Source organism: Kordiimonas lipolytica, from assembly GCF_001550065.1.
Genome location: NZ_LRUB01000012.1, coordinates 144859 through 171514, shown reverse-complemented (window position 1 = coordinate 171514; position 26656 = coordinate 144859). Strand labels below are relative to the sequence as shown.

22 protein-coding genes are annotated in these 26656 nt (G+C 57.8%); 16 read left to right on the top strand and 6 right to left on the bottom strand.

Translation table 11 applies throughout. From position 1 onward, the window contains the following. The first annotated feature begins 16 nt into the window (after positions 1–16). The 4 genes from KORM41_RS06870 (at position 17) to KORM41_RS06855 (ending at position 3883) form a co-directional block, all read left to right on the top strand. Positions 17–1456, top strand: a complete 1440-nt coding sequence (locus tag KORM41_RS06870; protein WP_068146539.1) for an aldehyde dehydrogenase family protein — start codon at positions 17–19, stop codon at positions 1454–1456. Positions 1457–1726: 270 nt separating this feature from the next. Continuing rightward, positions 1727–2065, top strand: a complete 339-nt coding sequence (locus KORM41_RS06865; protein WP_068146536.1) for a hypothetical protein — start codon at positions 1727–1729, stop codon at positions 2063–2065. A gap of 91 nt (positions 2066–2156) precedes the next feature. Continuing rightward, positions 2157–3563: a serine hydrolase domain-containing protein gene (locus KORM41_RS06860; RefSeq protein ID WP_068146533.1), complete on the top strand. Its 1407-nt coding sequence runs from the start codon at positions 2157–2159 to the stop codon at positions 3561–3563. 62 nt (positions 3564–3625) lie between these two features. Then, positions 3626–3883 (top strand): hypothetical protein, encoded by a 258-nt coding sequence (locus KORM41_RS06855; protein WP_068146530.1) that lies wholly within the window; start codon positions 3626–3628, stop codon positions 3881–3883. On the opposite strand, the gene KORM41_RS06850 is transcribed toward KORM41_RS06855, so the two are convergent. Together KORM41_RS06850 and KORM41_RS06845 are read right to left on the bottom strand one after the other, a co-directional pair. After that, positions 3880–5661 (bottom strand): aminopeptidase P family protein, encoded by a 1782-nt coding sequence (locus tag KORM41_RS06850; RefSeq protein ID WP_068146529.1) that lies wholly within the window; start codon positions 5659–5661, stop codon positions 3880–3882. The genes KORM41_RS06855 and KORM41_RS06850 overlap by 4 nt on opposite strands. Positions 5662–5679: 18 nt before the next feature. After that, positions 5680–6336, bottom strand: a complete 657-nt coding sequence (locus tag KORM41_RS06845) for a GntR family transcriptional regulator (protein ID WP_068146527.1) — start codon at positions 6334–6336, stop codon at positions 5680–5682. A gap of 333 nt (positions 6337–6669) precedes the next feature. Between KORM41_RS06845 and KORM41_RS06840 the strand changes: the two genes are divergently transcribed. After that, complete coding sequence (locus tag KORM41_RS06840; protein WP_156431926.1) at positions 6670–7341, top strand: pentapeptide repeat-containing protein; 672 nt, start codon at positions 6670–6672, stop codon at positions 7339–7341. 64 nt (positions 7342–7405) lie between these two features. Here KORM41_RS06840 and KORM41_RS06835 read toward each other — a convergent pair whose 3' ends face one another. Next, positions 7406–8338: an alpha/beta hydrolase gene (locus KORM41_RS06835; protein WP_197421009.1), complete on the bottom strand. Its 933-nt coding sequence runs from the start codon at positions 8336–8338 to the stop codon at positions 7406–7408. A gap of 234 nt (positions 8339–8572) precedes the next feature. Between KORM41_RS06835 and KORM41_RS06830 the strand changes: the two genes are divergently transcribed. Both KORM41_RS06830 and KORM41_RS06825 read left to right on the top strand, forming a co-directional pair. After that, positions 8573–10132, top strand: a complete 1560-nt coding sequence (locus tag KORM41_RS06830; RefSeq protein ID WP_197421007.1) for a sodium/sugar symporter — start codon at positions 8573–8575, stop codon at positions 10130–10132. A gap of 64 nt (positions 10133–10196) precedes the next feature. After that, the gene (locus KORM41_RS06825; RefSeq protein WP_068146709.1) at positions 10197–11213 is read left to right on the top strand and encodes a LacI family DNA-binding transcriptional regulator; all 1017 of its coding nucleotides are present in this window, start codon (positions 10197–10199) and stop codon (positions 11211–11213) included. A 3-nt stretch (positions 11214–11216) separates the two neighbouring features. On the opposite strand, the gene KORM41_RS06820 is transcribed toward KORM41_RS06825, so the two are convergent. Continuing rightward, entirely contained in the window at positions 11217–11633 is a 417-nt protein-coding gene (locus KORM41_RS06820; protein WP_068146520.1) for a hypothetical protein, read from the bottom strand. Continuing rightward, positions 11630–13537, bottom strand: a complete 1908-nt coding sequence (locus KORM41_RS06815; protein WP_068146517.1) for an NAD(P)-binding protein — start codon at positions 13535–13537, stop codon at positions 11630–11632. The genes KORM41_RS06820 and KORM41_RS06815 overlap by 4 nt, the downstream gene beginning before the upstream one ends. Positions 13538–13678: 141 nt before the next feature. On the opposite strand from KORM41_RS06815, the gene KORM41_RS06810 reads away from it, so the two are divergent. The 7 genes from KORM41_RS06810 (at position 13679) to KORM41_RS06780 (ending at position 23451) form a co-directional block, all read left to right on the top strand. After that, complete coding sequence (locus KORM41_RS06810) at positions 13679–14239, top strand: TetR/AcrR family transcriptional regulator (RefSeq protein ID WP_068146514.1); 561 nt, start codon at positions 13679–13681, stop codon at positions 14237–14239. A 254-nt stretch (positions 14240–14493) separates the two neighbouring features. Continuing rightward, entirely contained in the window at positions 14494–15648 is a 1155-nt protein-coding gene (locus KORM41_RS06805; RefSeq protein ID WP_068146511.1) for an efflux RND transporter periplasmic adaptor subunit, read from the top strand. A 9-nt stretch (positions 15649–15657) separates the two neighbouring features. Further along, positions 15658–18705 (top strand): efflux RND transporter permease subunit, encoded by a 3048-nt coding sequence (locus KORM41_RS06800; RefSeq protein WP_068146508.1) that lies wholly within the window; start codon positions 15658–15660, stop codon positions 18703–18705. Between the two features lie 206 nt (positions 18706–18911). Next, complete coding sequence (locus KORM41_RS06795; protein ID WP_068146506.1) at positions 18912–21743, top strand: phosphoenolpyruvate carboxylase; 2832 nt, start codon at positions 18912–18914, stop codon at positions 21741–21743. A 171-nt stretch (positions 21744–21914) separates the two neighbouring features. Further along, on the top strand, positions 21915–22628 hold the full coding sequence (locus KORM41_RS06790; RefSeq protein ID WP_068146503.1) for a SapC family protein: 714 nt from the start codon (positions 21915–21917) through the stop codon (positions 22626–22628). A 118-nt stretch (positions 22629–22746) separates the two neighbouring features. Further along, a complete protein-coding gene (locus KORM41_RS06785; protein WP_068146500.1) occupies positions 22747–23085 on the top strand; it encodes a zinc ribbon domain-containing protein YjdM in 339 nt (112 codons plus the stop codon). Positions 23086–23136: 51 nt separating this feature from the next. Next, positions 23137–23451 carry a hypothetical protein gene (locus KORM41_RS06780; protein WP_068146497.1) on the top strand — a complete coding sequence of 105 codons (315 nt, stop codon included), beginning with the start codon at positions 23137–23139 and terminating at the stop codon, positions 23449–23451. Positions 23452–23475: 24 nt separating this feature from the next. On the opposite strand, the gene KORM41_RS06775 is transcribed toward KORM41_RS06780, so the two are convergent. Next, positions 23476–24210 (bottom strand): GntR family transcriptional regulator, encoded by a 735-nt coding sequence (locus tag KORM41_RS06775; protein ID WP_068146494.1) that lies wholly within the window; start codon positions 24208–24210, stop codon positions 23476–23478. Between the two features lie 195 nt (positions 24211–24405). Between KORM41_RS06775 and zwf the strand changes: the two genes are divergently transcribed. Then, entirely contained in the window at positions 24406–25887 is a 1482-nt protein-coding gene (zwf, locus tag KORM41_RS06770; protein ID WP_068146490.1) for a glucose-6-phosphate dehydrogenase, read from the top strand. Beyond that, the gene (pgl, locus tag KORM41_RS06765; RefSeq protein ID WP_068146487.1) at positions 25884–26621 is read left to right on the top strand and encodes a 6-phosphogluconolactonase; all 738 of its coding nucleotides are present in this window, start codon (positions 25884–25886) and stop codon (positions 26619–26621) included. Before zwf ends, pgl begins: the two co-directional genes overlap by 4 nt. Positions 26622–26656: the final 35 nt, after the last annotated feature.

Below are 26656 nucleotides of genomic sequence, written 5' to 3'. Positions count from 1 at the left end.
GTATCGGGAGGGACATATGACAAAATTTGATAATTTCATCGGTGGCGAATGGGTGGCGGGCGCGAGCTATGCGCCGAACGTCAACCCGTCAAACACCAGCGACATCATCGGCGACTATGCGGTGGCGGACCGCGCCCAGGCGCTGGAGGCTATCAAGGTCGCCAAGGACGCGGCGCCCGGTTGGGGCATGAGCGGCATCCAGGCGCGGTTCGATGCGCTTGATTTCATCGCCACCGAACTGCTGGCACGCAAACAAGAGCTGGGTGAGCTTCTGTCCCGCGAAGAGGGCAAGACGCTCGCTGAAGGCATTGGCGAAGTGGCGCGGGCCGGGCAGATTTTTAAATATTTCGCGGGCGAGACGCTCAGGATCACGGGCGACGTGCTGCCGTCCACCCGGCCCGGGTTCGGCGTGGAAGTGACGCGCGAACCCGTGGGTGTCATCGGCATGATCACGCCGTGGAACTTCCCCATCGCCATCCCGGCCTGGAAGATTGCGCCGGCGCTTGCGTATGGCAACACGGTGGTGTTCAAGCCCGCGGGGCTGGTGCCGGGGTCCGCCTGGGCGCTTGCGGAGATCATCTCCCGCGCTGGCTTGCCCGCAGGCACCTTCAATTTGGTAAATGGCTCCGGCCGCGAAGTAGGTGAGACCATTGTCATGTCGGATGATGTGCAAGCCATCAGCTTCACCGGCAGTGTGCCGACGGGGTGTGACATCCGCAACCGGGCGGTGGCGCGCGGCGCCAAGGTACAGATGGAAATGGGCGGCAAGAACCCCCTGGTGGTGCTGGATGACGCAGACCTTGATATCGCGGTGGATTGCGCGCTTCAAGGCGCCTTCTTTTCCACCGGCCAGCGCTGCACCGCTTCCAGCCGGATTATCGTGACCGAAGGCATCCATGACGCGTTCGTTGATGCCCTGGCCGCAGCAACAAAGGCGCTGAAGGTGGGTGACGCGCGCGACAGCTCGACCCAGATCGGGCCAGTGGTCGACGTGGGCCAGCTTGAGAGCAACCTCAAATATGTCGAGCAGGCGTTGGTCGAGGGCGGCACGCTTGTGTGCGGCGGCGACCGAATTAAGGACAAACCCGAGGGCTTCTATATGGCCCCGGCGCTGATCACCGACACGAGGCCAGAGATGACGATCAACCGCGAGGAAGTCTTTGGCCCGGTCGCCAGCGTGGTGAAGGTGAAGGATTATGAGGAGGCGCTCAAAGTCGCGAATGACAGCCAGTTTGGTTTGTCCTCCGGTATCTGCACCAGCTCGCTCAAGTACGCGACCGATTTCAAGCGCCGGTCCGAAGCCGGGATGGTGATGGTGAACCTGCCAACCGCGGGCGTGGACTATCACGTGCCGTTTGGCGGCACGAAAGGCTCAAGCTACGGCAGCCGCGAACAGGGCGCTTACGCCAAGGAGTTTTATACCACGGTCAAGACCGCTTACACGCGGTCGGCCTGATAACCGACTCAGAACCCCAGAGCAGCCCTGCCGGTCACATAGCGGGGCCTCTCTGAGCTGACTCAGCTGCCATGCCCCATATGTTTTGAGTATTCTTGGGGCTGGCAGCTGTTTTTTCTTTTTAGCCAACGCATTGGACGCGCAGGACAAATGCAACCGCCTGTCGGTCTCGCGCTGTCGGTCCCTTGTCTGCCGCTGTCATTCCCGCGTCACATGTGATAGATAAAATTTTATCGATTCGGGGAAACGGTCAAAACCAGGGGGTGGAAAATGACCGATGTCGATTTTATCAAATCCGTTTGCACGGTGCCAAATGCGCCAGTAGGCACCAGTCCAGAAGAAGAACGTCTTGACGATGTCATGGCCAAAATTTCGGCCAGCATCCAACAGCCGAAATCAACCGACAGCCAAGTCCCGCCATGGGAACAGGAACCCGATACGCCCAGGAACAGCATTGGCTGGGTCATGGGCACGGGTGCCGAATACTGGCACCGGTTCACGAGCTGGTTCAAAGAGCTCGACGACGAAACACGTCAGGCATTCATGAGCGCTCACCCGGAACCCCAAGACTGGCGCGGCTTCTATGACGATCTGATTTCTGCAGCATAAAGATTTTTGTGCGACATGTGCGCACAGGCTGTAGTAATGGCGGCCCACTATGGCTAGGGTCCCCGCGTCCAAGAATGATGGGGGAAGCCTTATGCCATGTTTGTCACGCCTCGCAGCCATTGGCTGCGCGCTCTTTTTGTCTATCCTTCCTGCCCAGGCGGAAACACTTGAACAGGCAGTGGAATATGGCCTGGTCCCTGCGGTCCATGTAAGCGGTACGCCTCAGCGTTTTGACCTGATAGACCGCATGGATTGGTACCATGTGCCCGCACTTTCTCTGGCGGTGATCGATGGCGGGAAGGTGGTGTTCGCCCGGGCCTATGGTGACAGCGTGACCACAGATACGCTTTTCCAGTCCGCGTCGCTTTCCAAGCCTGTTACGGCCGTGGGTGTGATGCGTCTTGTTGACCAGGGCAAGCTTGATCTCGACACGGATATCACGCGCTACCTCACATCCTGGACCTTACCGGGCGGTGTCCAGTCGGCGGAAAAACCGGCGACGATTCGCGGCATTCTGGCCCATACGGCGGGCTTTACGGTGCATGGATTTGACGGCTATGCCCCCGGTGAGCCGGTGCCGACAATGGTTCAGATATTGTCCGGCGTTGCACCTGCCAACTCTGGCGCAATACTCATCGACAAGACGCCGGGCGAAAGCTGGCGTTATTCAGGGGGCGGTTATGTGGTGCTGCAGCAACTGCTTGAAGATGTGACTGGCGAGAACTTCAGTGCACTGATGCAGGCGGAAGTGCTGAGCCCGGCAGGCATGACCGGCAGCAGCTTCGCCCAGCTGCTTCCCGCGCCTAAGCAGCAGCTGCAGGCCAAGGCGCATGACCATTTAGGGCGTGAACGACCGACGCATGTTTATCCGGAAGAAGCACCGGCGGGCCTGTGGACCACACCGACCGAGCTTTCGCGCCTTCTGATTGATGTGATGGCGTCGGTGCGTGGGGAAAAGGGTATCCTGACGTCAGAGGCGGCGACTGAGATGGCCAAACAGCAAACGGAAGGCATGGGGCTTGGCTTCGCCTCAGACGGGGAGGGCGAAAACCTGCGCCTGTCGCATGGTGGATCGAACAAGGGCTTCAAGGCGCTTATGTTCGCCTATCCGGACCGCGATCAGGGCTTTGTGTTGATGACTAACGGTGACGGCGGCACGCATTTGCAGCTTGAAGTGGGCCGGGCGCTTGCAGCCCACTTTGGCTGGCCTGATATGGCGCCCAAGACAGCCGATATGGCGGCCCTGACAAACGCCGACGCGGCGGTGATTGAGGGCAACTATTGGATCGAGAAATACGGCTTCGGTTTCACGCTCAAACAAGTAGGCGACGGTTATGTGGTCACCACAGGCCGCGGCTCCCGCTATCTGGCCTACCCCACGGGCGACGGCAGTTTCATCTTCCGCGAGGACGGGCAGCCGATGAAGCTTCTTCGCGGCGATGATGGGGCGGTCTCGCTTGAGCTATGGGGCGCTGTGGCAACCAAAAAGTTGAATTAGGTTATTCACTTTATTTCGGATTTGTGATGCAGTTGGAGGCTGTCAGTTTGTTTGGGGCATAGATGGGGCTTTTGCTTTTAATTTTGGCTTGTGCGGGTTCGCAGGCTATGCTTTGGCTGACGGGGCCATTTCGGCACCTGAATCCAATCTTTCGTGCCTTCTTGGGCACTCTTTTGGGGACCCTGGCCGGATATTTGATGGTGGATCTGTTAGCCACGGACGCACTGGATTATTTCGCGGTATTTTTGGGGGTGGCAATTGCCTTCGGGGCTGCCACCCTTTTTGAGTTTTTGGCCTGGGTCCGGCGGCGAGCGGGCTAAACCGCCTCGGTTGCCTTCATCAGCCAGTCCTTTACCTCGCCGTCCACCTGCGGCGCCATCTCGGTGCGCACGCGGGCGTGGTAAGCGTTTAGCCAGTCAACTTCTGCTTTCGTCAGCAGGCTGAAGTCAATCAGGCGTGTATCGATGGGTGCGAGCGTCAGGTCGTGCAGCTCCAGGAAGCCGTCCTCGCCCTCCACAATCTCGCACAGGTTTTCAATGCGGATACCGAAGCGGTCGGCTTCATAATAGCCGGGCTCGTTGGTAATCGTCATGCCTGCTACCAGTTCAATATCATTCACCTGTTTGGCGATACGCTGCGGGTGCTCGTGAACCGAAAGCCCCACGCCCACGCCGTGGCCGGTGCCGTGGTCATAATCCAGCCCCACTTGCCACAGCGGCATGCGCGCCAGCGCGTCCAGCTGGTGGCCCTTTGTACCCTTGGGGAAACGCGCGGTGGCAAGGGCGATATGGCCCTTGAGCACGCGGGTATAGCGGTCTTTCACTTCGTCTGAAACATCCCCGATGGCGATGGTGCGCGTGGTGTCCGTCGTGCCGTCCAGATACTGGCCGCCGCAGTCCAGCAGGTAAATGGTGTTTGCTTCAAGCTTGCCTTCCTTGCCCGGCTCGGGCGCATAGTGGCACAGGGCGGCGTTGCCGTCGGCGGCCGAGATGCTCTCGAACGATGGCTCCATAAACTGGTTGGCTTCCTTCCTATGCTCCAGGATCTTGTCGGCAGCTTCGATCTCGCTGATCGGGTTGCCGGCCTTGGCGCGTTTGTGGGCGTTGGCGTCAAGCCACGAAAGGAACTTCACCCAGGCCACGCTGTCGCGCTTGTTGGCGGCGCGCATGGCCTGGCGCTCGTGCGTGTTCTTGTGTGCTTTCGCAAGGGTCACCGGGTCTGCCGCCTTGTGCACTTTGCCGCCTGCGGCTTCCACGATCTGGTTTGCCGCAACCGGGCTCCAGTTCGGGTCGATCCACACGGTTTTTCGCGCGCTGCCCGCTGCCTTCAGGGCATCACTGAGACTGTCCATGCTGCGCACCGTGACGCCTTTCATGTCGATGTCTGCACGGTCTGGCCCGAACTTGCGGTCGTCGATGAACCAGTCGGCGCGGCCGTCTGCGCGAAGCAGAACAAAGCTATGCGGCATGGGGTTATAGGGCACGTCCGCGCCGCGCACATTCATCAGCCAGGCGATATTGTCCGGCAGGGTGATCGCCAGCGCGTCTGCACCTGCGGCTTTCAGCAGCTTCGCGATCTTTGCGCGCCGGTCGCTCGCGCTTTCGCCCGCCATGTCTTCCGGGTAGGCGATAACACGGCCAAGGGGGGCGGCTGGCTGGTCATCCCACGCCCGGTCGATCAGGTTTTCCTGAACTGGCACCAGCTCCGCACCCGTGCCTTCAAGCTTGCCCGCGATCGCGTCAACCTGGGCGGACGTGTGAAGCCAAGGGTCATAGGCGATGCGGTCGCCCTTTGATGCCTTTTCACCCAGCCACTTGGCGGGTGGGTGGTCATGCAGATGCTGGTGGGAGAAAGTCTCCAGGTCTACCTGCCGGGCCACCTGAACCGTGTAGCGGCCATCAACGAAGATGGCGGCGTCATGCCTGCGCACAATCGCCATGCCGGCAGAGCCTGTGAAACCTGTCAGCCACTTCAGCCGCTTGTCGCGTTCAGCGATATATTCGCCCTGATGGACATCTGCGAGCGGCACAAGGAAGGCATCCACGCCTTCTTTTTCCATTTCTGCGCGCAGGGCGGCAAGGGGGCTGGTGGCAAGCATCGTGGTGTTTCCTCTGAACTAGTCGTTTTCTTGCATGTGCTTGATCAGGTCGTGCCGCGCGCCGTTGATATGGTCATGCAGCAAACCGATGGCTTCATCCTTGCGGCCTTTTTCGCACAGGTCCACCAGGTGGCGGTGTTCTTGGTTGGCGCGTTCGCGGTTTTCTTCGCTCAAGCTCAGTTGGGTACGCACATAGCGGTCCAGGTTGTCATGGATTTTCTTGACCATCTCAAGCGTGATCGGGCGGCCTGCAATTGCGTAAATCTCGGCGTGGAGCTGCCAGTTTATTTCCCCCCATTTGGTGGGGCTTGCGCTATCCATGCGATCAATGATCTTGCGGGCGCGGGCGATGACTTCAGGCGTCATATGATCAATGGCGCGGGCTAAAAGGTCACCCTCGAGCGATGTGCGAATGTCGAAATATTCGTCAATTTCCTCAATCGAAAGGCGCGAGACGATGGCTCCCTTGTAGGGCACGTTCACCACCAGGCCTTCCGCCTCAAGCTGCTGGAACGCTTCGCGCACCGGAATACGGCTGACCCCTAGTTTCTTGGCCACGTCATCTTGCCTGAGTTGTTCACCTTGTGCGTAATCGCCAGAAAGGATCAAGTCTCTCAGCGCATCCGCTACCTGTATCGCCAGCGATTTTCGTTTTACCGCCTGCACCTTTGCCATAAAAATATCTTCCCAAATTTACTGCTGTCAGCCCCCGAAGGCATCCTGGGCCGGTATATGTTTCGGTTTATACTGTATCCAATGTGCAATCGCACGCATTTGTATGAAATTTAGAAAAATATCTTTTTCAGACAGGGGGCTGGCAGCAATCCATGCACTGCACAATTGGCTTGCCAAAGCCATCTAGGCGCCTTGTCTGGGGGGCGAGCTGGACCAGGAAGTGGGCCAGAGGAAAATATTAATTAAAATTTGATGCAAATGTTTACCGATTCATCATTCCGGCTCATTATGATTTCAACGAATCATGAATTACCCTTCTTTTGAGACGCAGAAGTGACTGGCAATATGGACCTAAAGACGCTGACAAATATGTTCCCGTCGCACAAACTTGTGATGGGTGAACAGTTTGCCCAGGAAAGCGTAAGTGCCCTTAAGGTCAAAAGCGTCCTGCGCTGGTCCGATACCATCTTTGTGAACTGCGATTTCTCTGAGACAAAATTTCATCTTCTGATGCTGCAGGGGGCGATTTTCTTCAAATGCGATTTTGCCGGTGCGGTGTTTACCGCCTGCGATATCGACGGCACCGAATTTGTTGCCTGCAACATGACCTGCACGGACTTTGAAGGCTCCTGCGTCCAGGACAGCAATTTTTCCGATTGTATCATCGGTGGCATGGTTGGCCCGCGTGACTTTGAAAGCTGCAGCTTTGTGAGCCCGCGGTATTCGCGCCATATCCCGATTGTCTCAAGCGTGCCCTATTATTCCGTGTCCACACCCAAGCGGCCGCTGCAGATTTTCTGCACGCCGAATGCCTGGCGTGTGCACGGCGAAGGCATCCGCGTTACCGTAACGCCGGAAGACCTGCCACATGTGGAAGAGCCCTATAGAAGCGCTGTCACCTGCGTGCATGAGCTGGAACAGTCTGTGGGGCGTGAGGCCGTCAGGCAGGTTCTGGGCGAACCACACCGCGTCCCAAGCAAAACCGAGAAAAACGAAGACGCCTGATCTGAAGGTCAGGCCGGTTGTATGCAAGCGGGCTTTCAGGCCCGCTTTTTTGATGCCGGATAGCCTATTTCCCAAACAGAAACATAAACACGCCGGGCAGGCGCTTGTTCCATGCGTCTTCGCTGTGGTTGGCGCCTGGGTCATAGACCGTCAGCCAATTGCTCGCGGTATACCCAAGCTCTGTCATCACGGCGTCCACCCTTTTCTGCAGTGGTGGATAGTGGGCATCCAGCGTCTGGTCGCCGTAATCGAAATAGATCCTGTGGCCTTCCGGCGGGGGCAGGTTTTCACGCATGTAAGCAATGAAAGTGTCCGGCATTTCCGGGGTTTTGCCAGGGTCGAACCCCGGCCAGTGGGTGGACATGCAGGCAGCCATGCCAAACACGTCTGGCCGTTCGCCAATCGCATACATGGAAATGAGCCCACCCATACTCGAGCCCATTACCGCGGTGTCCTCAGGCCCGGTCAGGGTGGCGTACTTGCTATCGATAAAGGGCTTTAGCTCATCGGCAAGGAAGGCGATATATTCGTCGGCCTTCAGATCCGGGGCATGGGTGCCGTAATAGCCTTGGCGCACATTTTCAGGCAGCAAATGATAGGGCTTTTCAGGCAGATAGTCGGCGTGGCGCGTGTCACCGCCATTGAAAACGCCCACAACGATAAAGTTGCGCACTTTACCCTCTGCCATCAGCTTGCCAGCCACTTCATCCACGCCCCATTCTTGGCTGTTCCATGTGACAGACGCGTCATAGAGCATCTGCCCGTCATGCATATAAAGAACAGCATATTTGTGGCCGTTTGCGGCATTTTCCGCGTACCCGTCCGGCAGCCACACCTGCAGGTCACGGCTTGTTAGCCCTGTGGCTTTGAAATCTTCATATGTTTCCAGCGTTCCAGTGGAAACCTTGGCGCCGCGTTCCTCGCCGGTTGGTGCCGGGCCGCCGCAGGCCGATAGGAATACTGTGGCAGCCATCAGGGCTGGTTTGATCCCCCGCATGCTCTCTCCCTTCTTGTTTTTTGTTTTTCCCTTCAGAAGCGGTAGCGCCATTCGACAGCGCTGTCAATTTTTGCCCTGATTGGTTGCCTCGGCACTGTCTTGTCTGTTGACAGCGCTGTCACATTGCGCCTATGGTCCAAACTGGGAAAGGGAATGCCATGACGTCGGGAAGGGCGTCTGGCTTTTCAAATTTGAATGAATGGACCCGATCGTTCTGTATCTGGGGAGGGACACTTGTTTAGCACACTCGATTTTGCCGTTGTGGCCATCTATGCCGTCACGCTGTTTTCTTTGGCCCAGTGGGTTTCGCGCGAACGCGCTGGCCACGACAAAGACGCATCTGACTATTTCCTCGCGGGCAAGACTCTGCCTTGGTGGGCCATCGGTGCCTCGCTGATCGCGTCCAATATTTCGGCCGAGCAGATTATCGGCATGTCCGGTTCGGGCTATGCCATGGGACTTGCGATCGCATCCTATGAATGGATGGCGGCGATCACGCTTATTATTGTGGGCAAATACCTGCTGCCGGTGTTCCTGAAGCGCGGCATCTACACCATGCCGCAGTTCCTGGAGCAGCGCTATGACCACCGGGTGCGTATGGTGATGGCCTTCTTCTGGATGGGCGTTTATGTGTTCGTGAACCTCACGTCCATCCTGTGGCTGGGTGCGCTTGCGATCGAAGCCGTAACGGGCTTTGATCTTGTCTACGGCCTTGTGGCCCTTGGCATCTTCGCGGCGGGTTATTCGCTTTATGGCGGGCTGAAGGCAGTAGCCTTTACTGACATTATCCAGGTGGTGCTTCTGGTGTTCGGTGGCCTTGTGATTGCCTACATCATGCTTAACAAAGTGTCTGATGGCGCGGGCGTGATTGCAGGCTTCGATATGCTGGTCGAGCGTGCGCCTGAGAAGTTCGACATGATCTTCACGCCTGACAACCCATTCTATGACGCGCTGCCCGGCATTTCGGTGCTTGTGGGCGGCATGTGGATCATGAATGTGTCCTACTGGGGCTTCAACCAATATATCATCCAGCGCGCGCTGGCGGCCAAAAGCCTGCAGGAAGCCCAGAAGGGTATCGTTTTCGCGGCATTCCTGAAGCTGGTGATGCCAATCATCGTTGTGCTGCCGGGTATCGCCATTTTCGTGCTGGAGCCAAATCTGGCCGCGCCTGACCAGGCATACCCATCTGCCATGAAGCTGCTGCCGTCTGGCCTTCTGGGCCTTGTGTTCGCGGCACTCATCGCGGCGATTGTATCGTCGCTGGGGTCCATGACCAACTCCATCTCCACCATCTTCACCATGGATATCTACCCAAGTTTTGTGAAGGAAGAGAACCGCAAGGACCCGGTTATCGTGGGCCGGGTGGTGGCGCTTCTGGCCATGATCACGGCCATGATCACGGCCAAGCCGCTTCTGGGCAACTTCGACCAGGCCTTCCAGTATATCCAGGAATTCACCGGCTTTTTCACGCCAGGCATTGTTGTGATCTTCCTGATGGGTATCTTTTGGAAAAAGACAACGGCAACAGGCGCGCTGGCGGCCGCGATCGGCTCTGCCGTGCTGTCGTTCCTCTTTATGCAGGTCTGGCCTGAACTGCCGTTTATCGACCGGGTTGGCATTGTGTTCCTCTTGTGTGTTGGCCTTGCTGTGGTCTTCTCTGTTATGGGTAACGGCCATGACCAGGAGGGCGCGGTTGAGCTGCATGACGTGGAATTCCACACCACCAAGGGCTTCAACTTTGCGGCATTTCTTGTTGTGCTGATCCTTGCAGCGCTCTATGGAACATGGTGGTAGGGAGCTGCCGGCATGACGTTTGGACAAACACTCGTGACCGGAGCTACAGCTTAGGATGTTGAAGATGCGGTCAGTTACCATTGATGACGTTGCGAAAGCGGCGGGCGTTTCGATCAAAACTGTTTCACGGGTGGTGAACAGGGAGCCAAACGTACGGGCGGCAACCAAGGACAAGGTCGATGCGGCCATCAAGGAACTGAACTACCGCCCGAACCAAAGCGCGCGCGGGCTTGCCTCGCGCCGCTCTTATATGATCGGGTTGGTATACGATAGCCCCAGCCCCAACTATCTGGCGAACCTGCAGGCGGGTATGATCGAAGCCTGCCGCGAAAGCCATTACGGCATGGCGCTCAATCCCGTTTCCTATCACGCCCCTGACATGGTGGATCAGGTTATCCACTGGGCTCGGCAGGCATTCCTGGACGGCGTGGTGCTGACGCCCCCGCTCACAGACAGCAAACCGCTTCTTGAAGCCCTTAAGGCGCAGGACATCCCGGTGGTGATCCTGTCGTCCAGAAGCACGCTCGGCACGCCCGCCGTGCTGATCGATGAAGTCGAGGCCGCCTTCCAGATGACCCGTCACCTCATCGGGATGGGCCATACCCGCGTGGCGCTGATCAAGGGGCACCCGGACCACTATTCCAGCAAGTGCCGCGAGGAAGGCTTCCTCAAGGCCATGAAGGAAGCGGACCTGGATATCCTGGACGGCTATCTCGCCCAGGGCTATTTCGATTTCGCGTCAGGCCGCAAGGCGGCGTCTGACTTGCTGTCGCTGCCAGTGCCGCCAACGGCAATCTTTGCTTCGAACGACGATATGGCCGCCGCTGCCATCTATGAAGCTCACAGCCGCAAGCTGAATGTGCCGGGTGACCTGGCCGTCGCGGGCTTTGACGATACCCCGCTGTCGCGCCAGGTGTGGCCGGGCATGACCACGGTCAGGCAGCCAATCCGCGCCATGGGCCGTCAGGCCGCTGAAGCCCTGATGGATGCCATGAATCCCGAAGGTCGCGAAAAGCTCGCGGAAGCGGGCGAAACGGTTATCGATTTTGAGCTGCAGCTCCGCGGCTCCACCGCGCGCTAGGCCCTAGCTTTCGCGCCAGGTCATTGGCCCTTTTGGATAGCTGTTTCGCACTGCCCATATCAGGTACCACGTATCAAGGATGGCCAAAGAGACGGCAACGGGGAGGAAAAGTGGGTCGTTGGCTTCGATCGCCATCCTGTGTGATATTGCAAAGTCAGATGTGAAAAGTCCGACAAACAGCCAGCTGCTGGATAGGCAGCTCAACTTATTGCCCTTCCAGGCGCTCCATCCAATAACCGCCCAGCAAAACGCCATGGACGCCTTTGTATAAATGAGGCCTGAATAAACCGCCGGGGCGACGCCTGCGCCAATAGCCTGTTCGGGGCTGATTGCGGCTGCTTCCAGCCCAAGATTGACGAAATAAAGGACGTTGGCTAACGGCCAGCCAATGAGGATTGCACTGGTAAAGAAGCCTTTCATGCTCCCTCCCTTCCGATCAAAAAAAGCTGTTCTTTTACAGCCCGCCATGCTGCATCGATCGCCCCGTTGATATAGGGCGTTACTTCTGAATCTGAGTTGGCGATAGAGATTCGGCCAAACCGTTTACGGCCGATTTCATGCGGGGCTTCACCCTTGGGCCATGCAGGGTCGTAGAGATCGCGATAAGTATATGCATAGCCGTGGGGCCACCGATTTACGGTGATGGCTTCTATGTCCTTGCTGTTATCAAATCCAAAGCGTGCGAACATGCCATCCAGTTGCTCCCTGATCTGTTGTTCGTAGTCATCAAACGAGGCTGCATAGATGCCGTGTCGGCCAGTGCGGAACAGATCCCGTGCGCTCTGGTCGCCGTCGTTCTCGGGCGCTGCAGCATGAGCCATGAAGACCACCATTGGGTCGGCAGGATTTCTTGAGACGACAAAATCAGGCATGGCCACAGGCGGTGCACAGCACACCAGAGAAAAGAAACTTCCGGGACACAGGTAGGTTTCTGAACCGCCCTGATAGAAAGCCTCACCGGTTCTGAGCAGGACATTGGCCCAGACCAGAGGGGTCTTTTCGGGAAACAACAGCGCCTCTTTCTGGTGTGGCGGAAGCTCATCGCACATATGGGCAATGATTTCATTGTTGCAGGCCAGGATGCACCGTTTGCCTTTGACCCTGCGTGCCAGGCCATCTTGCACATAGTCTATTTCAATGCCGCTGTCGGTGTTGCGTGCGCCAACGGCCGTGCTGTTCAGGCGGATGCGTGCAGTATTCTCTGGTCTGTCCAGTCGGTCGTAATGAAAGCGTGCTGAGGTTACTGAACCGGTCGACAGCGCGCCTGCAACGCCAGGAATGAGCGCAGCCACCAACAGACGCGCGATGCTGCTGTTGCCATCGGCGAATACATTGGCCTTATAGTCCGCGCTGCTCAGAAACAGGTCGTTAGCCCAGCGACCAAGGGTGCCCACGGCAGCAAGGCCGGGCGCACCCTGCGCCCAGGCCGCGATAACCGACACACTGTCTATGCCCAGCCCTTCATTTACTTTTATCGCAGGCTCGAACAAGGCTGTGCACCGGCGCGACAATCCAACTTTCTGTTCCAGAAAATCTCGGTAGGGCGTGGAGCTGAGATAGTCATATTTTTGGCCTGGTGACATCCCTTCCAGGAAGTCCCTTTCTCCACCGATGAAGGATACCAGGACGGCTTTTTCCTCTTGTGTCAGGGGGAGAGCCTCAACGAATGACTGATAGTCTCCTGTGCCGGAAAAATCATGAATGAATTTGGTTGGGACAATGCACGCGTGGTCATATTGGTCGTGCGGTAGATACAGCCCAGCCGTCTTGTCTCCCGCGCCAGCCAGAAGATAGTTTCCCTGTACCGAATCTGCGAGGGCGCTGAAGTCGACGCCGATCTCTTCAAGCAACCGAACCGTCGTTTCGCTATATTCGGATGGACGTTCAAGGTTGATGGCGCCGCCAAATCCCAGATAGGTTTTACCCTTATAGTGAAACTCGTTGCGTTTAGCGTGCCCGCCGAAATCGTCGTGGTTGTCCAGGATTAGCATTCTTTGGTTGCCGGCCGAATGTTTGTCGAACAGGTATGCTGCTGCCAGACCGCTGATGCCGCCACCGACCACAATCAGGTCATAGACATCGTCGACATATTTGTAGCTGGCTGGTTTTTCCCCGTCCCAGGCCAATTGGTGGGCAACTTCAAATGAGCCGGCATGATTGCCGCGCATGCCTGTTTTTGTTGGCGGATAGGCTTTTTGGGGTGGGGATTCCGGCCTTGAGCTGGCTGAGAAAGCGGCGGACGCAGGGGAAGCCATAACGCCAAGCCCCACAGCCGATACTGCAACACCTCCCATGAAATCCCGCCTGCTTATGGGCTTTTTCAAAAGTCTTCTCCTTGATGGTGCTAGACGCAGAAAACACATAAATTGGACATATGTCAAAGAAAATTAGATATTTTGTTCTATGATGGCTGTGCCCTTATGTGCTAAATGCAGGCTCTGTTATTCAGAGCGTTAAGGTGATTTATGGGTGAAAGTGCGTCCACTCGGGTCAAGGTTTTGGAAGCTGCGCTAAAGGTGATCGCCCGCAGTGGCGTAGATGCAGTCACCCATCGATGTGTTGCGCGGGAAGCGGGTGTTTCCAACGGTGTTGCAAGCTATCACTTCAAAACGCGTGAGGCATTGATACAGGAAGCCTTCAAATATCATCTGGGCGAAGTTGAAGAGCTTCACCCGGACTTTTCTCATCGAATTGAAGGGGTGAATACGCGGCAAGACCTGATCGACCTGCTGCTTGAAATTGTTCAGCGTGACATGGACGACCCCATTTGCATCCCAGCCGAATATGAGCTGATATTATACGCCCGTAAGGACAGAGAACTGGCAAGGCTGTTTTCTGATTGGGAATTCAAGGCCCAGGCTCAGCTCGCGCAAGCACTCGAGCGTTTAGGATATGCAAAGCCTAACTTGACGGCAAGGGTTGTGATCAGCCTCATTCGCGGGCTGGAGCTCGAAGTTCTTATACAGCCCGCGCTGTCGATTGATGTTTTCCGTCAAAGGCTGGAATTGGTGCTTCTGGGAAACTGACAAGGCAGCTTGGTCAGTGCCCGTGTCCCTGCAGCTGCCGCAGGTTTTCATTCTTGATCGGTAGGCCCCTTCATGGTTGGTTGTGGTTTCCGGCGCTTGGGTTTCCGGCCCCTGTGTCTAGTGCGTGCGTTCCCCGGGAAATTAATTGAATCAATTACTGGACTTGTGGGTCCAGTAATTATATGAGAGCTGTCATGCGGGTGTGCTATGATGTCGCCTGCCGTTGGATTCACGCTTTAAAGAAGGTCCGGCCCATGCTTATCCGCGCTGCCCTGAACCGCCCCGCTTCCCTTGCTGGCCTTGTTGCCGCCTCGCTTCTTCTCGTGTCCTGCGGTGACGCTGCGACGGAAGAACGCGATCCGCCGGTACGCGGCCTGAAGGTTTTCGAGGTAACGGAAAGCGCGGCCACCATGACCCGTCGCTACCCATCCGTGGTGCAGCCCGCAGACGAGACGCCACTGTCGTTTGAAATCTCCGGCCAGCTCACGGAAGTGACGCTGGAGGTGGGGCAGCAGGCGAAGGCTGGTGACACGCTATTGAAGCTTGACCCAACAACGCTGCAGTATGAGTTGCAGCAATCGCGCGCCGCGCTGGAGCAAGCCGAAGCATCGCTCAAGAACGCCCGCACGGATTTTTCCCGCAAGGAAGAGCTCCTTAAAAGCGGCAATGTGACCAAGGCGGCGTATGATTCGTCGGAGACCAACCTCAAGAGCGCGGAGGCCCAGGCCGAACAGTCGCGCCAGCAATATGCCATCAGCCAGGAACGGCTCGATAAGGCGGTGTTGAAAGCGCCGTTTGACGGCGTGATCTCCAGCGTGGATGCCAAATCCTATTCCAATATCTCGCCGGGCCAGACCGTGCTGTCGCTCTATAGCGAAAATGCGTTTGAGGTTGAGTTCAGCGTGCCTGCCACCGTGATCAATGCGCTGCATACCGGCGACGAAGCGACGGTGGAAATCACCGATATCCCCGATACCTTTCTAAAGGGGCGGATCAAGGAACTGGGCTCCCGCGCGGGGCAGGTGTCTGCCTTCCCGGCTGTTGTGCAGCTTGAGGAGAGCCATCCGGGCCTGAAGGCTGGTATGGCGGCGGAGGTGGCGCTGGATATCAGCCTGTTGATCGGAGAAGAAGGCTTCCTGGTGCCGGTCCACTGTTTCGTGCTTGAAGGGTCTGAGACGCTCAAGCGCGGGGAATCGATCCAGGATCACCGGGGCGGCTTTGCCCAGGTGTTCGTGTTTGACAGCGAAACCTCCACCGTGCATACCCGCCGGGTTCAGACAGCCGGCGTGCGCGAGAATATGATCATCGTGATCGATGGGCTTGAGGCGGGTGATATCATCGCAGCGGCTGGCGTTTCCTATTTGCATGACGGGCAGAAAGTCCGGCTTCTTGAAAATCACAAAAACTAGGGGGCGGCCATGTCATTCCTGACCAAATTCGGCCTGACCCGAAGCCGCTTCACCGCCCTTCTGATGCTGGCGCTGGTGGCTTCCGGCATCCTCCTTTATGTGGATTTTTCCAAGCGGGAAGCGCCGGAAATTACCATCCGCACTGCGATCGTTGAGGCGCTTTATCCCGGCATGTCACCCATCCGCGTTGAAAACCTGATCGCCGAAAAGGTGGAGCGCAAAATCCGTGAAATCGCGGAGGTGGACGAAATCCGCACGGTGCTGACAACCGGGCGCATGCGCACCTATGTGGACCTGAAGGATGAGGTCACCAACCTTGAACCCATCTGGCAGTCGCTCCGCGACAAGATGGAAGATGTCAGCCGTGATCTGCCCGAAGGCGCCTATGGCCCATTCGTGAATACGGAATTCGGCGAAGTATCGATCGCCTCCATCGCCATGACGGCGGAAGGCTTCAGCTACCGCGAGATGGAAGAAAGCGCCAAGGAACTGCAGCGGCGGCTCTATACCGTGGACGGCATTTCGAAGGCGGAGCTTTTTGGGGTCCAGGAAGAGCGCATCTGGTTGGAGCTGGACAGCCGCCGCCTGCGCGCCATCGGCGGCCAGATCAACGTGCTGATTGATGACCTTCAGAACCAGAATGTGGTGCTGCCGGCGGGTGAGATCAACGCCGAAGGCTCGTCGATCCTTCTTGAAGCCACGGGCGATTTCAAAAGCGTTGAAGAGATTGAGAATATGTTGACCCGCGCGCAGGGGTCGGAAGATTTTGTGCGCCTCAAAGACATGGTGAAGGTCCGGCGCGGGTATGAAAGCCCGGCCAGCAGCAAGACCTACTATAATGGCCGCCCGGCGCTTGTTGTGAGCGTGCAGATGCAGCCCGGCTATGACATCGGCGATGTGGGCGAGCGGCTGCAGGAAACCGTGCAGGCGTTTGAGGACAGCCTGCCCATCGGCTATGAGCTGAACTTTGCCACCTACCAGCCGGAAGAGGTGGAAAAAACGGTCGCAGGCGCGCTTTCGAACGTGGGGCAAACCTTCGCCGTTGTGCTTCTGGTGGTGCTGCTGTTCCTGGGGTTCCGGTCCGGCATGGTGATCGCCTCCATCGTGCCGTTTGCGGTCATGTTCGCGCTTCTGGGCATGAGCGTTCTGGATATCTCGCTCGAGCAAGTGTCGATCGCGGCGGTGATCATCTCGCTCGGTCTTCTGGTGGATAACGGCGTGGTGATTGTGGAAGACATCCTGACCCGCGTGGACGCGGGCGCCCGGCGCCGCGATGCCGCACTTGAGGCGGGCAAGCAATATGCCGTGCCGCTGATGGTCTCGTCGCTGACCACCATTTTCGCCTTCACGCCTTTCTTCCTGATCGACGGGGCCAAGGGTGAATATGCCTTTTCGCTCGGTGCTGTGCTGGCGCTGACGCTGATTGGTTCCTGGATTTCGGCCATGTATTTCCTGCCGCTCATTTCCGCCAAGTTCCTGAAGAAACGCACCGAAGGCCCGGAAGGCGAACCTATTGAGGTCGATGAAGTCATTCCCGGCTATGCGCGCTTCTATGAAAAGCTTTTAGGGCCTGTGCTCAGGGGGTCGGCGCTGGTGATGATTGGTGTGTACGGCCTTGTCTTTGTCATGATGCAGCTCTTTGCCACGCTGCCGAATGAGATGTTCCCGGAAAGCGACCGGTCTGAGGTGCTGATCTATCTGGATATGCCGAAAAGTGCGCATTTCGATGCCACGGAGCATATCGCGCTTGAAGTGACCGACTGGATCGCGGACGAAAGCGTCAACCCGGAAGTGAAAGACCAGATCGCCTATATTGGCGAAGGTGGCCCGCGCTTTTACCTGAGCCTGAACCCGATCAATCCGTCGCCTTCAAAAGCTTTCATCCTGGTCAATGCGCATACGCCGGATCAGTCGATCAAATTCGCCGAAAGGGCCAAGCGCTATTTCTTTGAAAATGTCCCGGACGCGCGCTTTACCATCAAGCGGCTTGCGATGGGCGCCAGCGAAAGCGGCCTTGTGGATATTGAAATTTCCGGCCCTGACCATGAGAGGCTCTTGGGGCTTGGGCGCAGCGTTGAGGAGATTTTCGCCCGCGTGCCCGGCATCATGCAGAATGAGACCGACTGGGGCGAAAAGCTGGTAAAAATGGTCATCGATGTGGACCAGGACAAGGCGCGCCGCCTAGGCATGTCGTCCCAGACGCTGGCCCAGAACCTCAATGCCTATTTTGACGGCTTTGAAGTCTCCACCTTCCGCGATGAGGACAGCACGATCCCGATCATGCTGCGCGCCTTGAAGGAAGACCGCGACAGCCTTGAAGACCTGTTGAACATCATCCTGCCGGCAGGCGGCAATGTGGTGCCGCTGGAGCAGACGGCGGTCCTTCGCCCCACGCTGGAATACAGCCAGACATGGCGCAAGGATCAGGAGCGCACCATCACCGTGACCGGCAAAAGCGCCCAGTTCACCGCTGGTCATCTGTATGACTATGTGAAGGACGATATCGCCAAGCTGGGCATCAGCGGCGACTATAAAATGAAGGTCGGCGGCGAGATTGAGGAAAGCCAGGAAATATACGGCGACCTTGGCGCGGGCCTGCCATACGCCGGTCTTCTGATGGTGCTGGCCGTGATGTTCCAGTTCAACAGCGTGCGCCGCACCGCCATCATTTTCATGAGCGTGCCACTGGTGCTGGTGGGCGTGCCCATCGGGCTTCTGGTCCTGGGCCAGCCGATTTCCTTCTTCGCCATGCTGGGGCTCATCAGCCTCGCGGGGATCGTGATCAACAACTCGATTGTGCTGGTGGACCAGATTGATATCGAACGCGCGGACAAGGGCCTGATGGACGCCATCATCAAGGCGTCCGGCATGCGGCTGAGGCCCATTCTGCTGACGTCCATCACAACGGTGATCGGCCTTGTGCCGCTTTACCTGTTCGGTGGGCCGCTGTGGGAACCGCTGGCAGCTGTGATGATGTTCGGGTTGGCGTTCGCGTCTGTGCTGACGCTCTTCTTTGTGCCCGCAGCCTATTTCCTCCTGTTCCACAAAGAGGAGTAGGGAGAGCGCCTGCCGCCCGGCTGGTTCTGGTCGGCAGGCAGAGGCGTTGAGCCCGACCTGAATTCGTACTGCGGAACAACGGCTTGTAATAAAGTTTGCTAAACGGGTTCTGTTTCGGACACTTTGTGGCGTGACTTTCCGGCCAATTCTGTTACAAAGGCGGCAATTGACAGCGGTGTCAAAAATTCAAAAACGAGGATTTCAGCATGTTTGATCATCCATCCAAGGGTAAGGGCGAAGCAAGACGGGAACACCTTTCTGCGGCGTTCGAAATTGCCGGTTCCTTGCTTGAAGGACAGCAGACACTGGAAGACCTATCCGCAGACCTGTCGGCGCGCGGCAAGCGCTGCCTGGACGGTCGGCTTGCGGGGCTCGCCCGCCAGTGGTCAGCGGTGCCCAGGAAAGACAATCTGGCGCGGCTGGCGGCACTCGTGGAGAAAATCGCAACGAACGCTGACGGTAGCCGAAAACCGTTCAGCGAGTTTCGCGCGCTGGTGGAAGACGAGGTGGCAGGCTTTGTCGTGACTGCGCACCCGACCTTCTCCCTTTCAGATACCGCCTGGACCTATGCCAAGGCCTATATGGGCGCGGTGGCGGACGGCGAACAGGCCGTGAAAACTGCCACGGCCAATATGGATGTTGGCATTGTGCATCCGACCAAATCACCGACGCTGCATCAGGAGCTGGATTATGCGGGCCTTGCGGTTGGCAACATGCGCCGGTCTGTGCGCACGCTGTACCGCGTTATTTTCACTGAAGCGGCCAAGCTTTACCCGGGCGAGTACCGGAGCTTGCGCCCGCGCCTTGCCACTATCGCCAGTTGGGTGGGGTTTGACCTTGATGGTCGCACCGACATTGACTGGTCACTGGGGCTGTTGTTCCGCTACCGCTCGGCGCTGGCCGGGCTTGATGCCTGCCTTGGGCAAACTAGTGGGGTAAGCTTTGAGGGTGGGGCGGTCGAACATTGGACAACCATCCGTGCCGGTTTTGAAGACTTGCGCGCCTGTTTTGAACTGGGCGCCCGCACGCTGGAGGAACACCAAAGCAATCCCGAGGGCAGCAGCAAGGGCCTGGGCAAGCTGAACCAGTTGGCGGTTGAAAATCACTCCCGCAAGGAAGCGGCTGTGGCGCGTATCGGCGAGGCGTTCGAAGCCCTTCTGGCGCTTGATCTGGCGGACGATGCCTGGTGCGGTGCCGCAACGCTTTATAGCGAATGGCGCGCGATCGGCATGGGCCTGTCGCACATTCATTTCCGCCTGAACGCGGCGCAGCTCCATAACGCCATCTCGGCCGAAATCCAGCTGACAAAATCGCCTGACCAGTCGGCCATGCGCCGCCATTTCCTGGCCGCGATTTCCGACAAGCTCGACAAGGTGGAAACCAAGACTATCCACTATGGGACGCTGTCGCGCGAGCAGACCACAGCGCGGCGCGTGTTCATGCTGGCGGCCCAGTTCCAGAAGCACTTTGATGCCACCACCCCCATTCGCATGCTGGTGGCGGAATCGGACACGCCGTTCACGCTGTTGACGGCGCTTTACTATGCCAAACTGTTTGGCGTGGAAGACCATGTGGAAATCAGCCCGCTGTTTGAAACTGCCGTGGGGCTGGAGCGCGGCGACCGGGTGATCGCGGAACTGGTTGATAACCCGCATTTCCTGGCCTATATCCGCCGGCAGGGACGCTTCTGCCTGCAGCTTGGTTTCTCGGATAGTGGCCGTTATATCGGCCAGCCTGCCGCGACGCTGGCGATTGAGCGTTTCAAGCTTCGCCTGATCCGGCTTTGGAAGGCGCGCGGCCTTGAGGACGTGCAGCTTCTGTTTTTCGATACCCACGGCGAAAGCGTGGGCCGGGGGGCATACCCTGAAAGCCTGAAGAAGCGCTTCCTTTATACCCACCCGCCACGGGTGCGCGAACAGCTGGCTACGCTGAACCGTCCTGAAAAGCATGAAGTCAGCTTCCAGGGCGGGGAGGGCTATCTGTGGTTCCTGGCCGAAGACACGGCGCTGGCCTCCTTCACCGATTTCCTTGAAGTACGCTTCGCGGATTATGACGCCAGCGATGACAAGCTTTATGAAGAAAAGGGCTGGGCGCTAGATTTCTTCCTGACGCTGGTGGAATACCAAAACCATCTGACGGACCATAAAGGCTATGTGCGCCTGATCGACAGCATCGGCCGAAGCCTGTTGTTCCCGACCGGGTCGCGGTCCTTGAGGCGGCAAGGCGGCGGGGCGGTGCACCAGCGGCTTGAGCGCATCAGCCAGATCAGGGCCATTCCGAACAATGCGGTTCTGCAGCAACTGGGATATCTGGCCAACAGCTGTGGCGGTTTCGGCACGGCTATCGCGCGCTCGCCTGACCTGTTTGAGGCAATCTACAACAAATCCGACCGCCTCAAGATGGTTACAAGCCTGGCTGTGAACGCGCTCGCGCGGTCAGATGTTGGGGTGATCGAGGCTTATGCCAAGCTCCTCAGCCCTGGCTATTGGCTTGACCGCGCTGATGAAGTGGCGGATGTGGGCAGGCGCGAGCAGCTTCGCCGCCTGTCCCGCCTTCTGGAAGGGCTGTTCGAAAGCGACAGCGTTGACGCCTGTATCCGCAAGCTCAGGCGTGATGCCGGCACGCTCACGGACTGCGTGCAGGACGAAGGCGTGATGGCCGCGTTTGATAGCGCCTCGCCGGACGCGGAACTGTTCGAGTTGCACCAGATCAGGATCGGGCTCATCCAGTATATCTTCCTCAAGGCCATGGAAATCCCGCGCTTCAGCAGCCGCTTCGATGTGTCGCTTGAAGATGTGCTGGTGGAACTGTTGCACCTTGAGGTGGACGATACAGTCACGCAGCTGAGGAAAATCTTCCCGGAATCGCCGGTCCGGAACGACGATGAGCAGTTCGGCGAAGAGACCACCTATGAAGGCAGCGCCTCGTCAGGCTATGAGGACGCGCACCGCAATATCTTCGACAAGATCGAGCAGGCCTATGCCCAGGTGCTGGAAATCAGCGGCCTGATTGCCTTAAAGGCGGGCGCGTTCGGCTAAGGCCAGGTGCTGGTTGACACTGTCGGCGTGTATCAAGATGGTGTGTTGGTGCCGTTAAGGCACTGGTCAGAGGAAAAAATCACAAAAAAGGGGAGTCTTTCTCCCCTTTTTCCGCAAATGCGATATAAGGGGCCGAATCGTTTAATTGCATTTAATTGTGGAGCGTAACACGTGACCAATCTTGTAGCCCTGAGTGTTGAGCAACACGCTGACCTCAAAGTCAACGACAACGTCGGCTTCGACCATGTTTCCAACCAGCATGTTGTGCCGATTGTAGCGCACGAATTTACGCAGGTGGCGAGCGATGTCCCTGTTGTTTTCGTTAAGCATGCCGAAACCGGCCAGTTCCAGCCTGTGGCCATGCTGGGCCTGCAGCCGGGCGAAAACCTGCTGGTGAAAGACGGCAAATGGCAGGGCATGTATATCCCGGGCATTATTGCGACCTTCCCGTTCCGCCTGATGCCAGCCGATCAGGACCAGCAACAGCTCGTTCTCGCGCTTGATACCGATGCCAAGCAGGTTGGCACAGACGAAGGCATGGCACTTTTCCAGGACGGTGCGGAATCCGAATATCTCGCAAATCGCAAGAACGCCATCACAGCCTATTTCGAGCACAGCCAGGTCACCCAGGGTTTTGTGCAGCTTTTGTCCGAGCTTGATCTGCTGGTTGAGCGGAACCTGACGGTTGAAGTAGGTGACCAGAAAATCAACCTCAACGGTCTCTATCTGGTGGACGAGCAGAAGCTGAACGAGCTTGATGACGAGAAGTTCCTCGATCTCAGGAAGCGTGGCGTCCTGGCCGTGATTTATGCGCACCTGAACTCCATCAGTCAGATCCGTCGCCTCGGCAAGCTCAAGAGCGAGCAGGGCGAAGCCGCAGCATAAGCCTGCTGACGCGATTTGAAGCTCAGGAAAAGGCTGCCTCGTGTGAGGCGGCCTTTTTTCTTGGGGTTTCCAGTTCAGGGGCTTATAGAAAGGCCTTTCTAGTTTAAGGATTACCACCATGAGCGAATTGCCACCCTGCCCGAAATGCAGCAGCCCCTATGCCTATGAGGACGGCGCGCTGCTGATATGCCCTGAATGCGCACACGAATGGTCGCCGGGCGCGGATGCGGAAGCCGCTCAGGCCGCAGCAGTGCGTGACAGCGTGGGCAACATCCTTCAGGACGGTGACGACGTGACGGTGATCAAGGATCTGAAAGTAAAGGGCTCGTCTTCCGTTGTGAAAGTGGGCACCAAGGTCAAGGGCATCCGCCTGGTGGACGGCGATCATGACATCGACTGCAAAATCCCCGGCATCGGCCAGATGGGGCTGAAGTCCCAGTTCGTGAAGAAGACTTAAAGACCTTGCAGGCTGGCCCCCAAGCCCCAGATGGTAGTTTAGGAGATTGCTATGGGGTGGTTGGAAACATTGGTGGGTACGATAGGGCTTTATGTCTATTTCTATGCCTATTTCATACGTGACGCAGCTTGGATTGGGGCATCCATAGCTTTGGTGCTGGCCCACACCGCTTGTATGGTTTTGACTGATCGCGAAAAAGGTCAGTCCCCCAGTGGATATGACTGGTTGTCTGGTCTGATGATCTGTGGCGCGTTGCCATTTATTGTGGGACCTATTTTTGTCGGGCAGGTAGCGATTTTCTTGTCTGCTGTTGTTCTTTTGGCAACTGGTTTCCTGGTCCGGCGGATGGGGAAGGCTGCAAAATAGCTTACACTGGCGTCTTTTGAACCCTCACGTCTTCAGTTCAGCGATGAAATCATAGGCGTCGCCGCGATAGTATGACCGGGTCATCTCCACGGTCTTTCCGTTTGCCAGAAAGCCGCGGCGCTCAGCCAACAGGCCGGCGTCGCCAACAGGCACACCCAGTCGCGCGGCCTGCTCTGCGTTCAGGTTGACGGCGCGAAGACGTTCAAGCGCCCGCACAGGGCGGTGGCCAGTTTCCTCAAGCGCCTGATAGAGCGACCCGGCCACGGGCCCTGCGCCCGCAAGGGCAAAAGCGGGCACCGTGGCAGTCTCAAGTGCCATGGGGCTGTCGTCTGCATAGCGGATGCGGGTCAGCCGATACACTCGCGCACCGGGTGCCAGCCCAAGCCCCATGCATTCTTCCGGCGTGGCGACGCCCTCGGCCCGGTCGATCCACTCGCTCCGCACCTTCCGGCCACGACCGGCCATGGTTTCAGAAAAAGATGCCAGCCTGGCAGTGGGTAGGGAAACCGGGCCGGAAACGAAAGTGCCCGCGCCGCGCCTACGCTCCAGAAATCCGTCTTGAGCAAGGCTGTCGAGCGCCTTTCGTACGGTCACGCGGGAGACGCCCATGTCTTCGGCGATGTCGCGTTCGGCGGGCAGGGGCTGCCCGCTCTTGAGCGCGCCGCGCTCCACCGCCTGCCTGATGGCGTTCGACAGCAGCTGGTATTTTGGGGCAGTCGCTTTGGTATCCAGCGGGCCAATGATGTCTGAAAGCTGCATGTGGGGGCCTTCCTGGGCGATGGTTCATATTGGTATTTTTATATAATGCCAATTACATACCTGTAATTCATTTAATTATCATAATACACTGAAAATAAACATTAAAAATATAGCTCCAATCATTTTTCTATTCGATTTGACACCGCTGTCAATTGGGCGTAGGGTCCGAGGCAAGTAATTTATGGGAAGAAAACCATGCAAGATGTGTTCGATTTGGTCATTTTTGGTGGCGGCGGGGATCTGTCGCGGCGGAAGCTGTTGCCGGCCTTGTTTTCCGGCTTTGTGGCAGGGCGAGTCTCAAAGGACAGCCGTATCTTCCTGACCAGCCGGAAGGGTCTTGAGGGCAGCACCGAACCATGGCTGAAAGACGTGTTCAAGGAAACGCCGCCCGCGTGCGACATGGACGCCAAGTCGCTCAAGGACTTCGCAGGCATGGTACATGTGGTCGAGCTCGGCCTTGTTGAAGGCGGCGCGGACTGGGAAGCCCTCAAGGGTGCGCTTGCGGCAGATGATGAAAACCGTCCACTGGTGCATTTCCTGGCGATCCCACCCAGCCTTTTCACCAGCACCTGTGAGCTTCTGGGCGCCTATGGCCTCAATAACGACCGCGCCCGCGTGGTGCTTGAAAAGCCGCTTGGCCACGACCTGGCGACCGCGCAGGCGATCAACGCTGACGTGGGGCGTTTCTTCAAGGAAAGCCAGACTTTCCGGATTGATCATTATCTGGGCAAGGAAGCGGTGCAGAACCTGCTGGCGCTCCGCTTTTCCAACATTCTGTTCGAAGAGCTCTGGAGCGGCCGCACCATCGACCATATCCAGATCACCATCGCCGAAAACCAGGGCCTGCAGGGCCGTAAGGGCTTTTATGAAGGCACCGGGGCGATGCGCGACATGGTGCAGAACCACTTGCTTCAGCTTCTGTGTCTGGTCGCGATGGAGCCGCCCGCGCGGCTTGAGGCAGACAGCATTCGCGAAGAAAAGCTGAAGGTGCTGAAGTCCTTGAAGCCGCTTGAAGGCGCGGAGATCGACCGCAATGTGGTGCGCGGCCAGTATCAGGCAGGCGCCATGTTTGGGGAAGCAGTGAAGGGCTATGCCGATGACCTTGAGCTCGACAGCCCGTCAAACACCGAAACTTTCGTGGCGCTGAAGGCGCACATTGAAAATTGGCGCTGGGCGGGTGTGCCCTTTTACCTGCGTACAGGCAAACGCCTGCCGGACCGCTTCGCCGAAATCGTGATCCAGTTCAAGCAGATCCCGCATTCGCCGCACCCGGGCTGGGGTACCAACATTAACCCGAACCGCTTCATCATCCGCATGCAGCCGGAAGACCATCTGGCGCTTCGCATGATGGTGAAGAACCATTCCTCGGCTGACGAAAAGCTGAAGGAAGTAGAGATGAATCTGGATGTGGCGGGTGACGACGCGTTGCGGATTGGCCCATACCTGCGCCTGATCCTGGATGCCGTGCGCGGCGACCAGAGCCTGTTTGTGCACCGCGATGAGGTTGAGCACGCCTGGCGCTGGGTGGACCGCATCATCGGCCATTGGGAAACCTCGAGCGAGCCGCCTGAAAGTTATCAGGCAGGCACTTGGGGCCCATATGAGGCCCATGACCTCATGACGCGCGACCGCCGCGAATGGTTCCATGAAACCAGCGGCAAGCGGAGCGGCAAATGAGCGCGGTGATGGCAAAGGCACACAAGGCTGCCCATAAGATCAAGTGGCGCTGTTTTGAGACGCGCGAGCAGATGGTGGATGAACTGGCGGAAGCCTGCTGCGAGGCGCTGATGCGCGGCATCCGGAAGCGCGGCACAGCCAGCTGGGCGGTTTCCGGCGGGTCCACGCCCAAGCCGCTGTTTGACGCGATGAGCCAGGCCGAAATCGACTGGGAGAATATCCAGGTGGCGCTGGTGGATGAACGCTGGGTGGACTTGGGTCACCCGCGCTCCAATGAAGCCTTCATGCGCGCGGCACTCCAGAAAGGCCATGCGGCTGAGGCCATGTATATCGGCATGAAAACCCCGCATGCGACGCCGTTCGAAGCGGTGGAGGCAGTGAACGCGCGCTACGCCCAGGTAAAGCAGCCGTTCGACAGTGTACTGCTGGGGTTGGGCTCTGACGGCCACACCGCTTCCTTCTTCCCGGACGCAGAAGGCCTTGACGCCGCGCTTGATATCAATGGCGACAAGACCTGCGTGGCCTTGAGGGCCAAGAGAAGCGATGTGACAGGCGACGAGGTCGACCGCATGAGCATCTCCGCTAGCGCCATCGCCAAGGCGCCGCATGTGGTGTTGATGATTACGGGCGATGAGAAAAAGGCGGTGCTCGAACGCGCCCTTGCGGTGGATACCCACCTGCCGATAGCAAAGCTGGCTGAGCATGTCACTATCACAGTTTACTGGGCGCCCTGACGTTTCGGGCAGCCCCAACTTTATGCATGGGAGCG

Bases quoted from the DNA above. Each gene is read 5' to 3' on its own strand.
- KORM41_RS06780 (WP_068146497.1), top strand. From the start codon at position 23,137: ATGGGGTGGTTGGAAACATTGGTGGGTACGATAGGGCTTTATGTCTAT.
- KORM41_RS06785 (WP_068146500.1), top strand. From the start codon at position 22,747: ATGAGCGAATTGCCACCCTGCCCGAAATGCAGCAGCCCCTATGCCTAT.
- KORM41_RS06800 (WP_068146508.1), top strand. From the start codon at position 15,658: ATGTCATTCCTGACCAAATTCGGCCTGACCCGAAGCCGCTTCACCGCC.
- KORM41_RS06850 (WP_068146529.1), bottom strand. From the start codon at position 5,661: ATGCTTGCCACCAGCCCCCTTGCCGCCCTGCGCGCAGAAATGGAAAAA.
- KORM41_RS06825 (WP_068146709.1), top strand. From the start codon at position 10,197: ATGCGGTCAGTTACCATTGATGACGTTGCGAAAGCGGCGGGCGTTTCG.
- KORM41_RS06795 (WP_068146506.1), top strand. From the start codon at position 18,912: ATGTTTGATCATCCATCCAAGGGTAAGGGCGAAGCAAGACGGGAACAC.
- KORM41_RS06835 (WP_197421009.1), bottom strand. From the start codon at position 8,338: ATGCGGGGGATCAAACCAGCCCTGATGGCTGCCACAGTATTCCTATCG.
- pgl (WP_068146487.1), top strand. From the start codon at position 25,884: ATGAGCGCGGTGATGGCAAAGGCACACAAGGCTGCCCATAAGATCAAG.
- KORM41_RS06810 (WP_068146514.1), top strand. From the start codon at position 13,679: ATGGGTGAAAGTGCGTCCACTCGGGTCAAGGTTTTGGAAGCTGCGCTA.
- KORM41_RS06845 (WP_068146527.1), bottom strand. From the start codon at position 6,336: ATGGCAAAGGTGCAGGCGGTAAAACGAAAATCGCTGGCGATACAGGTA.
- KORM41_RS06820 (WP_068146520.1), bottom strand. From the start codon at position 11,633: ATGAAAGGCTTCTTTACCAGTGCAATCCTCATTGGCTGGCCGTTAGCC.
- KORM41_RS06775 (WP_068146494.1), bottom strand. From the start codon at position 24,210: ATGCAGCTTTCAGACATCATTGGCCCGCTGGATACCAAAGCGACTGCC.
- KORM41_RS06860 (WP_068146533.1), top strand. From the start codon at position 2,157: ATGCCATGTTTGTCACGCCTCGCAGCCATTGGCTGCGCGCTCTTTTTG.
- KORM41_RS06805 (WP_068146511.1), top strand. From the start codon at position 14,494: ATGCTTATCCGCGCTGCCCTGAACCGCCCCGCTTCCCTTGCTGGCCTT.
- KORM41_RS06870 (WP_068146539.1), top strand. From the start codon at position 17: ATGACAAAATTTGATAATTTCATCGGTGGCGAATGGGTGGCGGGCGCG.
- KORM41_RS06855 (WP_068146530.1), top strand. From the start codon at position 3,626: ATGGGGCTTTTGCTTTTAATTTTGGCTTGTGCGGGTTCGCAGGCTATG.
- KORM41_RS06865 (WP_068146536.1), top strand. From the start codon at position 1,727: ATGACCGATGTCGATTTTATCAAATCCGTTTGCACGGTGCCAAATGCG.
- zwf (WP_068146490.1), top strand. From the start codon at position 24,406: ATGCAAGATGTGTTCGATTTGGTCATTTTTGGTGGCGGCGGGGATCTG.